The organism is Candidatus Chloroploca asiatica (assembly GCF_002532075.1).
Taxonomy (GTDB): Bacteria; Chloroflexota; Chloroflexia; order Chloroflexales; family Chloroflexaceae; genus Chloroploca; species Chloroploca asiatica.
Genome location: NZ_LYXE01000073.1, coordinates 1 through 8,443, shown reverse-complemented (window position 1 = coordinate 8,443; position 8,443 = coordinate 1). Strand labels below are relative to the sequence as shown.

Genomic DNA, 8,443 nt, shown 5'->3' with positions numbered 1-8,443 from the left:
CCGGTGTAGGGGCACCCCTTGCGGGTGCCCTTGCGGGTGCCCTTGCGGGTGCCCTTGCGGGTGCCCTTGCGGGTGCCCTTGCGGGTGCCCTGATAGACCGGGAATGCCTTTGAACTGCTTCTGGATGCCAAAATCGCTCCGATCCAGCCGATCAGCTACACGCGCTTGTTGGGCTGCAGCTTAGGAGGGTTTCCGGGCGAAACGTACCCGCTTTTCGGTTACGACGACGAACTGGCCCGGTAATTGGTCAGCATGCTGGTGCAACAATCGTTGGAGGGTCGCGATTTTGTTGGATGGGCGCTCATCCGTGAGACGCAGCAAGATGACACCGTGATGCGGATGACCTTCCCGATAGACCTTCTCGCCAAAATCCTTGTCATTTGTCACCAGAATCCACTGCTCAGTCACGGCCTTCTGAATGATCGCTGCATCGTCCATTCCTGGGGCTTCATCGTAGATGGAATACACCTCGTGCTGCTGCTCACGCAGCCAACGGGCGGCGAGCGGGCCAGTACAGGCGTCGACCAAAAAGCGCATCTACCCCTCCGTCGCTACCAAGGGCATGAAGGTGGTTGCTTCTAGCGCCCTGGTGGCGAACAGGAGACATGCACGAATATCATCGGGAGTGAGGCCATGATACTCATCAAGAATATCAGCGATGGTTGCTCCCGAAGCCAGCAATTTGAGCATATATTCGACGGTCAGCCGGGTTCCACGGATAACGGGTTTACCAACCATTACACGGGGGTCGAGTGTAATCCGTTCCAGCAAAGCATCGTCTTGCATAGCCACCTCCTGCCGATATTATACACCGATTGTAATGGCGTGGGGGTGGTGTTGACAACCAGTGGTATCGATATGGAGAAGACGTTGGCTATGGCGGCCGAACCGGCCGGCATAACCCGCGCGCGGAGCGATAGCGGAGCGCGTCGGGTTCATGCCGTTGTTGGGCAGCGCGAACGCCAAGAACATCATGCGGATGATCGTTGGTCTGGCGTTTCATCTATCGCCCTGATTGGACCGTGCGCGGGATACACCCGCGTGGCGCCATGCGCCCGGAGAAGTCCCCAGCTTGCCAGAGCCACGGGGTTGTCGAAGGCATATGCTTCCGGCGGAAGATCCCCGGTGAAGACTGTGCCGTCATCGAGAAGGAGCGAGACACAATGATCGGAGTGGCCGGGTGTATGCAGGATTTCTCCTGCAATTCCGATCTGGCTGAGGAGCTGACGACTCTGGTCAAATGAGATGGTGACGTTGCCATCTCGTGTAATATCGACGTATTTGTCCCATGGCTTGGTCCAAGTCTTCATGATGGGGATGGCGTCGCTCTGGACATCGAGTACGAGGAGGGAAACGCCTTCCCGTTTCAATTCCTCGGCAAGACCCGCATGGTCAATGTGATAGTGGGTGGCGAGGGCGTAGCGGATCTCATGGAGAGGGACGCCCATCTTCTTGAGGTTCGCCTTCATGGTTCCAAGGGTCCCTGGCCAGCCAATGTCGACGAGTAAGCGAGAACTACCCGCGCTTACAACCCAATAGTTGGTTGAGCGGTAACCGACATTCACAATCGTTACGGGTGTTGTTTTAGCCATAGTTCGTTGAGTACCACCCAACATGAAGTAAACGCCGTTTTCGCCTGCGAAACGTACTTCTATATCTGCTCTACCGCACTTCTGCCTGCTATACGTACTTCCATCCCTGCTCCACCGCGATGATACCATCCTCACCCACGTTCCGCTATGCTACGAGGCGTATCTGCTGTCTATGCTACCTTCCGTCATGCTCCACGGCAGCATCACAGCGTTGATCTATAATGGATCACGATCGTGTCAAATGCAACCGGGCGCGTGGATTTGGAATTTATTCGTCAGGGCATTGCCCACGAGCGTGAAGCAGCGATCCGCATCTACTACAAAGGCCAGATGCTTCACACTCACTATTGTGCCGACTTCATTTGCTTCGATGCTGTGATTGTCGAATTGAAGGCACTTGAGCAACTCACAACCAGGGAAGAGGCCCAGTTGATCAACTATCTCAAGGCCAGTGGCAAACAAAAGGGCCTGCTCTTAAACTTTGGTGCGAAAAGTCTCGCATACAAGCGCATGGTTCTCAATCTGCGCGAGTCTTTATAATCTGCGGAAATCTGCGTCATCTGCGGACAATTCCAACAGATGCGTAACATAGGGCCACCCAGGTCAAAGGAGCCCAACGATGGCGTTTGATGACAATCTGGCGCGACGGGTGCGGGAGATGCTAGCGGAACAGCCTGCGTTGCGTGAACGCAAGATGTTTGGTGGGTTGGCGTTTATGCTAGCCGGCAACATGTGCTGCGCGATCCTCGGTGACGAATTGCTGGTACGGGTTGGCCCCGAGCGCTATCCCGAGGCGCTGGCGCAACCATATGCACAGATCCGCTTGCTCGCCGGGCGCACGATGAAAGGCGTGGTTGTCGTGGCCCCGCAGGGCTCGCGTCGGACGAAGCCCTGCAGTCGTGGGTGATGCAGGGCGTGGCCTATGCAACGTCATTGCCGCCGCGAGGCTAAGGGAGGTTGGCCAAGTCATTCACGGATGTTTACGCAGTAGATAATCATGGACGCTCGGTTTTTTCTAGTTCTTCATCAATTTCTGCCACAACGGCAGCGAGGGGACGCCGGGATTTCCCGCGTGCGCTGCGCGCATCAAGAAACTGCTGAAACGCAAAACTATTCCGCAGCTGTTCCACCTCGCCCGCAAAATCGTCAGCTTCTGCGATCAAGTATTCTTTCCCGTTCGGCGCACGCAGAACCACCGGCCCTTCTTGAATGAATTCCAAAAACTGCCGCATATCGACCGATTCATCTGTCAGGTCGAGGTGTTTCATAGCTTGACCACCTTTCCACGAATGTACAGCACGTTGTGCTCTTTATGCCCAACCGAAATAATGATGACCAGCGCCGCATCATCCGGTCCCACTGTATCATCGTGTTCAATTTCATAAAACACCCGATACTTCCCGATGCGCAGTTCCCACGTGGCAATCGGATTATCGCGTAATCGCTTGCGATTTACGGTTTCCTGATGTGGCTCATACGCTAATTGGGTAAGGATCCCATCAGTGATCGCTTTTCGTTCGTATGCCCGGTAATACGATAAATCGTGCTCTGCTTCGTCCGTAATCTCGATGTGATACTGAGGCATTACACTATCACCTCATCACCAATACCGCTTGATAGCAGGAGTATAGCATACCTGAGTCGAGACAGCTTCCGGGAAGCTTGAGAGCTTCCCGGAAGCTTAGCGATAGATCCTCGTGTCGGGTCGAAAAGCTGCCCACGAGAACCAGAAATGGTTGACGGCAACCACGGGATCTAAGTGGGCACCCCCAAGAGGTCCATCAACAGCCCGCCCAAGCACATCCCAGCTACTTCCCGTTTCCTGGTCTCTCAGGCGTTCGCCGTCGAACGCAAAGGTCAGACGCTGCCCATCAAGCACTCGGTGATACGCAGCGGCAGTGCCTACGTCACGACCTCCCGCCACCGAGTCAGCATCCAGCGCCGAGGCGGTTCCCGCTTGCCAGAGCACAACAATCGGCTCGTTGCCCACGGTGTCATTCACCGCACGCGCCACGGACAGCACCTCGTACGGGTAGGCCACCGCCTCGCCTGCCAACTCAACGGTCAATACGCGGGCCGTCGCTGGCAGTATGTCTGGCGTCGTCGGCCCATCGTACAAGAAGGGCGGACGATTCACATCGTCATAGCCCGCATAGGGATTGCGCCCATAATTGCGGCTAAACCCCGTCTCACGCGAAAGCACGCGACCCTCGGGATAAATCGTCAAGAACTCCTCCCAGGCAATGATGGTCGCTGGCACAAAGCTAAGCCGCGAACCAGCAAAAGTGCCGGCGATGGCCTCGCCTGTCGCTTGTTGCCACCAACTTTCGGTCTGACGATCGTACATGATCAAATTGCTATAACGCAACCGCCCCGTTGTGCCAAAATCGAGCACCTGCTCGCCAACGCGCCGGTCGAACGCGATCGCCGTATTGCACAACGGGCAGAAGGTCACCGCGACAGGCTGCTCGCCAACCGTATCATTGACAATCTCGTGCCACATCAAAACCTGGAGCGGATAGGCACGCACGTCTTCGCCAAGCGCCACCAGCACGACCGGCTCTTGCGGCGCCAACCAGGCATCGGCTTCCGCTACACTGACAAATTGGGGCGTATCAATGGCCGGAATGCCATCTTTGGGCGGGCCACCCGACAAAATCTCATCGTACGGAACCGTATGGCGGCTAAAATCAGTCGTGAACTCACCCGCGCCATCCGGGAGGCGTTCCTCGGGCAACAGGGCCGGTGTGACTGGCGAAGGTGCCGCCCCTGTCGCCGGAGCCGACCCCGTTGCAAGAGGGGCAGGCGTTGGCGTGGCAGGCGCAAGCGTCGCTGATGGCGCAACCGTCGCCGTGCCGCACCCCATCAACACAATGCCGACCAACGCCACTAAGAGCAGAGCGCGATCCATAACAAGTACCTCGTCGATCAATCAAGCATAGGGGACACCTCTCCACTCTAGCTGATCAACCCGCCCCTGTTTGTGGGCAAGCTTACAGAAGCTAGGTGAACGCCCTCGCTTCTGTTGCCTCGAAAGCAAGCTCCGCCTTATAGGCGCAGTACGCCAGTTGTGGGTGCAAGCTTGGGATTCATGGTGATGAAAGACAATGTGATGGGGTGAGCGTGTGGTTGATGTGCCCTTGCTCAGGGCGATGGGGCGTTCGAGCGGCAGTGAAGTGGGGGGAGTTCGGTTAGTCTTGTCCAGCAGACTGGTCGGTCGGGGTTGCGCACCACGAGGGCGGCATCCCAGCCTGAGGGCAGATTCATGGGGAGTTGTAGCGTTGGATAGTAGGTGCGTAGGTTGTTTTGGTACCACGCGTAGGGGAGCAGTGGTTTGGCAACAAGAATGATGTCAGGCCGTTCGCCTAACCCCAGGTGATGGTACCAGAGGGCGAAGCTGTCGCGATCATTGCTGGTCATGATGATGGCCCTGGCCGGTGCCTGCGTCAGGACTGCGGTGATGAAATGATGCGCTTCTGCGTCACGATTGGCTGCACGCATGAAGATGCTTGACGGGTAGGCCTGTGTTGCCAGGATGAGGCTTAGCAGTAGCACTGCTAGCCCTATTTTGAGCGGTTGTCCTGTCAACCGATCGATGATCCATGCGCTGCTTTGTCCAATCCCGATTGCGAGCATGAGGTAGACAGGAAGCATATAAATTGATGCGTCTGTGCTGCCGTAGCCGATGGCGAAAACCGAGATGCTTAGGGCTGCGAGCAGCATGGCTGTGCGTATCACGCCTCCTTGCATAGGCACACCAAACAGGCCCCATAACCCGAGCACCAGGCCCGGTGTGCCAAACTGTGCGATCAATGTCCCCGTCCAGACCTGGGTGCGTTCGAGCAGTTCAAGCGGCGGAACCTGAAAGGCAAACTGGTGGTAGAGCCGACCACTTAGCAACCAGAGCAATCCTTCGATGCTCTGAGGATCGCCCCAACTGGCCGGGCTGGCTCCAGCGCGTAGCGGGAGGATCAGGTAGACCAGCAGCCCAAGGCTGATCCAGAGTATTAGTGCGCCCATGCGCCGGAGCCATTGCTCTGTGCGCCAGGTCCAACCTGCGATCACTAGCATCGCTACGACGATGGCCCCTACCGTGAGATGGTTGCCCAGGGCTAAACCGGCACTTAGCCCCGCCAGCCGTTCGTTCCAACTCCACGAGGCTGTTGCCCCGCGCTGCACGAGCCGGATTGTCCACCCCCAGAGCACGACGCAAAAGAGCATGTGCAGGCTGTAGATCTCAACAATGACGGCCTGCGACCAGAAGAGGGGTGTAAAGCCGAGCCAGAGAGCGGCAAGCATTCCTGCGATCAATGATGCATGCCAGCGTCTGTGCGTGGGGCTCAGTTGGGTGGTAATGAGCACGATCCCGAGCGCGGCGAAGATCGCACACACTGCGGAAAAGATGGTCTGGCGTAGGGCCATTGGCCCCAATGGTATGCGTAGAAATGTTTCAACCAACACCAGATAGGTGGGGTATCCCGGTGGGTGCGCTATGCCCCCGGTCGCAACTGCGGTGAGCAGATCGCCACTGTCGCTCCCCTGGTGTGCCCAGGTCACTCCCGGTATGAGCGTCATTCCATACGCAAGGCTCAGCACGACCGCCACACTCAAAAGGGCAACGAACTGCCACCAGCGCTCAACCTCGCCGCTCTGCCCTTGCCAAGCCACTACGGTGCCGGCTCTGCAATCGTAATCAGGCGATGACTCATATCAACCTCGCCTTGATCAAGCACAAGATCGCCAATGCACGAAATCATGGTCAGGCGTTCGCGCCCTTTCGGTAGCATATACTCAATCTGATCAGGGGTCACTTGGATCTGGTAGGTGACACGGTAGGTCGCACGCTGTCCGTTCTCGGTATAGAGCTCAATCTCTGCGCCTGGATGTAGTTCGTGGATGCGGGCAAAGGGTGCCGGGATCGAGGGCGCGTTGCGGAAACGCAAGACATGGCCCCACAGCACGATATTGTCACCCTGCCCAGGGTGGGCACTCAGGTTATACCAGGCTACATTGTGCGGAGGCACAATCGGATACCGTTGTGCATCAAGGCCCGCCGCGACGATTGCTTCGTCGAGCCCAAGGCTGGCGATGACCAGGCGCACTGGCCGTTCCTTGCTCAGCAAGCCGGCGATCACCGGGGGCGGTGTTGCTGTTGGCACCGCAAGCAGGGGCTGATCGTTGACAGCAATGCTTGATGCACTGATCGATGGTAGTGGCGCTGGCGACGGTGAAGGTGTCACCCCTCGTGTGGGGGTGCTCGCCGTCGCCGTCGCCGTTGTCGCGTCGCGCATTGCCGCGGTTGTGGGGGTGCTTGCCGTCGCCGTTGTCGCGTCGCGCATTGTCGCGGCTGTCACCCTGGGCGCGGCTGTTGGCGTAGGTACGAGTGCCTGCCCCGGTGGTTCCGCCGCCACGGTACAACCTGCCAGCGCCAGACACAGCAGGCCCACCCAGATGCTGACAGCATACCTGTTCATTATGCTCGTCCACGCTTTCGCACAAGCGTCCCGCCAAGCCACAGTACGGCAATAACAACCAGCAGCACCTCGAGGCGGAACATATCGACAGCACCGGTCGAGGGCAATTCAGCAGGAAGTGGCACCACCGCCGGAACCATCGTCAGGGCAAAAAACGAGAGATGGGTAACATTGGCGCAGATCTGATTTCCGATCACTGCTGAGGTCAAAACCTCCCATACACCTGTTAGACTATCAAACTGGCGCAGGGTGATATTCTCGATGCCACCAGCAGCAGTGACCTGATCGGGAGGTGGCGTAATGCAGAGCACGACCGGTGGGTTGAAGTTTGGCCGATCAATCGGGTTGCCATTGGCATCAAGCAGCTGAATACGAATGATGTCGTTCAGATTGATCTCATTGGTGGGCAGCGTTGGTGCGGTACTTGCATCCACCGGCTCGATCACAAGCCGATTTGGCACAACCGGGTTGCCATTGCGGTCAGTCACATTTTGCAACGTTGCCGCTGGCATACTAAAGCTGAGCTCGGGTGGGGTCGCACCTGGGGTAGCGGGAGGCAACGTCACCAGCACGGTGGTACCATTGTTCAGATCGACCGTCACATTCAGCGGGGCTGTCTCGGTCACTACGGTTGGCGCTGGTGGCAATGGCGGTGCTCCTGGTGGCACCGATGAAGTGGGTGGTTCCGTACCTAGCGACGACTGGGCCATGCCGAGCCGTGCCGGGCCACCCAATAGTGCTGCACCAAGGGTCAGGGCTAGTACGCTGACGGTAAACAATCTCATCAGGGGCGATTTGATCGGCGTTTGTCGTAACGTCCTCATAAGGCATACCTTTCTTGATCCTGATCGATCTGATAACGCGTGCGTCAACATGGAAGCTTCGTCGGGCGGGCGCACCGCCGCCGCCGTACGCATTCGGGGGCACCGCCGCCGCCGGTGCGGGTGCGCGGCGGGCGGGTGCCGCCGGCGCAGGCCCATGTCATCCGCCACAGCGCCGCAGGCCCATGTCATCCTGAGCGGAGCCACCGCAGGCCCATGTCATCCTGAGCGGAGCCACCGCAGGCCCATGTCATCCTGAGCGGAGCCGGAGGCGGAGCGAAGGATCTTCACGGGTACAGGGAGATGCTTCGCTGCGCTCAGCATGACATGGGGGCGCGTAGTATGGCATGGGGGCGCTCAGCATGACACGCGGGGCACTCAGCATGACATGGGGGCGCTCGGCGCGGCACCGCGCAGGCCCATGTCATCCTGAGCGGAGCCACCGCAGGCCCATGTCATCCTGAGCGGAGCCACCGCAGGCCCATGTCATCCTGAGCGGAGCCGGAGGCGGAGCGAAGGATCTTCACGGGTACAGGGAGATGCTTCGCTGCGCTCA

11 protein-coding genes are annotated in these 8,443 nt (G+C 58.3%); 2 read left to right on the top strand and 9 right to left on the bottom strand.

Going from position 1 to position 8,443, the window contains the following annotated elements:
* Window positions 1-180 precede the first annotated feature (180 nt).
* The 3 genes from A9Q02_RS08535 to A9Q02_RS08525 form a co-directional block, all read right to left on the bottom strand.
* The gene (locus A9Q02_RS08535) at window positions 181-537 is read right to left on the bottom strand and encodes a DUF5615 family PIN-like protein (protein WP_097651939.1); all 357 of its coding nucleotides are present in this window, start codon (window positions 535-537) and stop codon (window positions 181-183) included.
* The gene (locus tag A9Q02_RS08530) at window positions 538-786 is read right to left on the bottom strand and encodes a DUF433 domain-containing protein (RefSeq protein ID WP_097651938.1); all 249 of its coding nucleotides are present in this window, start codon (window positions 784-786) and stop codon (window positions 538-540) included.
* Between the two features lie 185 nt (window positions 787-971).
* On the bottom strand, window positions 972-1,592 hold the full coding sequence (locus A9Q02_RS08525; RefSeq protein ID WP_097651937.1) for an MBL fold metallo-hydrolase: 621 nt from the start codon (window positions 1,590-1,592) through the stop codon (window positions 972-974).
* A gap of 234 nt (window positions 1,593-1,826) precedes the next feature.
* Between A9Q02_RS08525 and A9Q02_RS08520 the strand changes: the two genes are divergently transcribed.
* Together A9Q02_RS08520 and A9Q02_RS08515 are read left to right on the top strand one after the other, a co-directional pair.
* The gene (locus A9Q02_RS08520) at window positions 1,827-2,132 is read left to right on the top strand and encodes a GxxExxY protein (protein ID WP_216361476.1); all 306 of its coding nucleotides are present in this window, start codon (window positions 1,827-1,829) and stop codon (window positions 2,130-2,132) included.
* 79 nt (window positions 2,133-2,211) lie between these two features.
* Entirely contained in the window at window positions 2,212-2,499 is a 288-nt protein-coding gene (locus tag A9Q02_RS08515) for a TfoX/Sxy family protein (RefSeq protein WP_097651935.1), read from the top strand.
* Between the two features lie 88 nt (window positions 2,500-2,587).
* Here A9Q02_RS08515 and A9Q02_RS08510 read toward each other — a convergent pair whose 3' ends face one another.
* From A9Q02_RS08510 to A9Q02_RS08485, 6 genes are all read right to left on the bottom strand, one after another.
* Window positions 2,588-2,860, bottom strand: coding sequence for a hypothetical protein (locus tag A9Q02_RS08510; RefSeq protein ID WP_097651934.1), 273 nt, complete (start codon window positions 2,858-2,860; stop codon window positions 2,588-2,590).
* Window positions 2,857-3,177 (bottom strand): type II toxin-antitoxin system RelE family toxin, encoded by a 321-nt coding sequence (locus tag A9Q02_RS08505; protein WP_097651933.1) that lies wholly within the window; start codon window positions 3,175-3,177, stop codon window positions 2,857-2,859. The genes A9Q02_RS08510 and A9Q02_RS08505 overlap by 4 nt, the downstream gene beginning before the upstream one ends.
* 96 nt (window positions 3,178-3,273) lie before the next feature.
* Window positions 3,274-4,503 carry a DUF3179 domain-containing protein gene (locus A9Q02_RS08500; protein ID WP_097651932.1) on the bottom strand — a complete coding sequence of 410 codons (1,230 nt, stop codon included), beginning with the start codon at window positions 4,501-4,503 and terminating at the stop codon, window positions 3,274-3,276.
* A 233-nt stretch (window positions 4,504-4,736) separates the two neighbouring features.
* Window positions 4,737-6,260: a protein O-mannosyl-transferase family gene (locus tag A9Q02_RS08495; protein ID WP_097651931.1), complete on the bottom strand. Its 1,524-nt coding sequence runs from the start codon at window positions 6,258-6,260 to the stop codon at window positions 4,737-4,739.
* Entirely contained in the window at window positions 6,260-7,066 is an 807-nt protein-coding gene (locus tag A9Q02_RS08490; RefSeq protein WP_097651930.1) for a class F sortase, read from the bottom strand. Before A9Q02_RS08490 ends, A9Q02_RS08495 begins: the two co-directional genes overlap by 1 nt.
* Window positions 7,066-7,890, bottom strand: a complete 825-nt coding sequence (locus tag A9Q02_RS08485) for a hypothetical protein (RefSeq protein WP_141508786.1) — start codon at window positions 7,888-7,890, stop codon at window positions 7,066-7,068. Before A9Q02_RS08485 ends, A9Q02_RS08490 begins: the two co-directional genes overlap by 1 nt.
* Between the last annotated feature and the right edge of the window lie 553 nt (window positions 7,891-8,443).

Coding starts and splice junctions, on each gene's coding strand:
- A9Q02_RS08535 (WP_097651939.1), bottom strand. CDS start 537: ATGCGCTTTTTGGTCGACGCCTGTACTGGCCCGCTCGCCGCCCGTTGG.
- A9Q02_RS08530 (WP_097651938.1), bottom strand. CDS start 786: ATGCAAGACGATGCTTTGCTGGAACGGATTACACTCGACCCCCGTGTA.
- A9Q02_RS08525 (WP_097651937.1), bottom strand. CDS start 1,592: ATGGCTAAAACAACACCCGTAACGATTGTGAATGTCGGTTACCGCTCA.
- A9Q02_RS08515 (WP_097651935.1), top strand. CDS start 2,212: ATGGCGTTTGATGACAATCTGGCGCGACGGGTGCGGGAGATGCTAGCG.
- A9Q02_RS08510 (WP_097651934.1), bottom strand. CDS start 2,860: ATGAAACACCTCGACCTGACAGATGAATCGGTCGATATGCGGCAGTTT.
- A9Q02_RS08505 (WP_097651933.1), bottom strand. CDS start 3,177: ATGCCTCAGTATCACATCGAGATTACGGACGAAGCAGAGCACGATTTA.
- A9Q02_RS08500 (WP_097651932.1), bottom strand. CDS start 4,503: ATGGATCGCGCTCTGCTCTTAGTGGCGTTGGTCGGCATTGTGTTGATG.
- A9Q02_RS08490 (WP_097651930.1), bottom strand. CDS start 7,066: ATGAACAGGTATGCTGTCAGCATCTGGGTGGGCCTGCTGTGTCTGGCG.
- A9Q02_RS08485 (WP_141508786.1), bottom strand. CDS start 7,890: ATGAGGACGTTACGACAAACGCCGATCAAATCGCCCCTGATGAGATTG.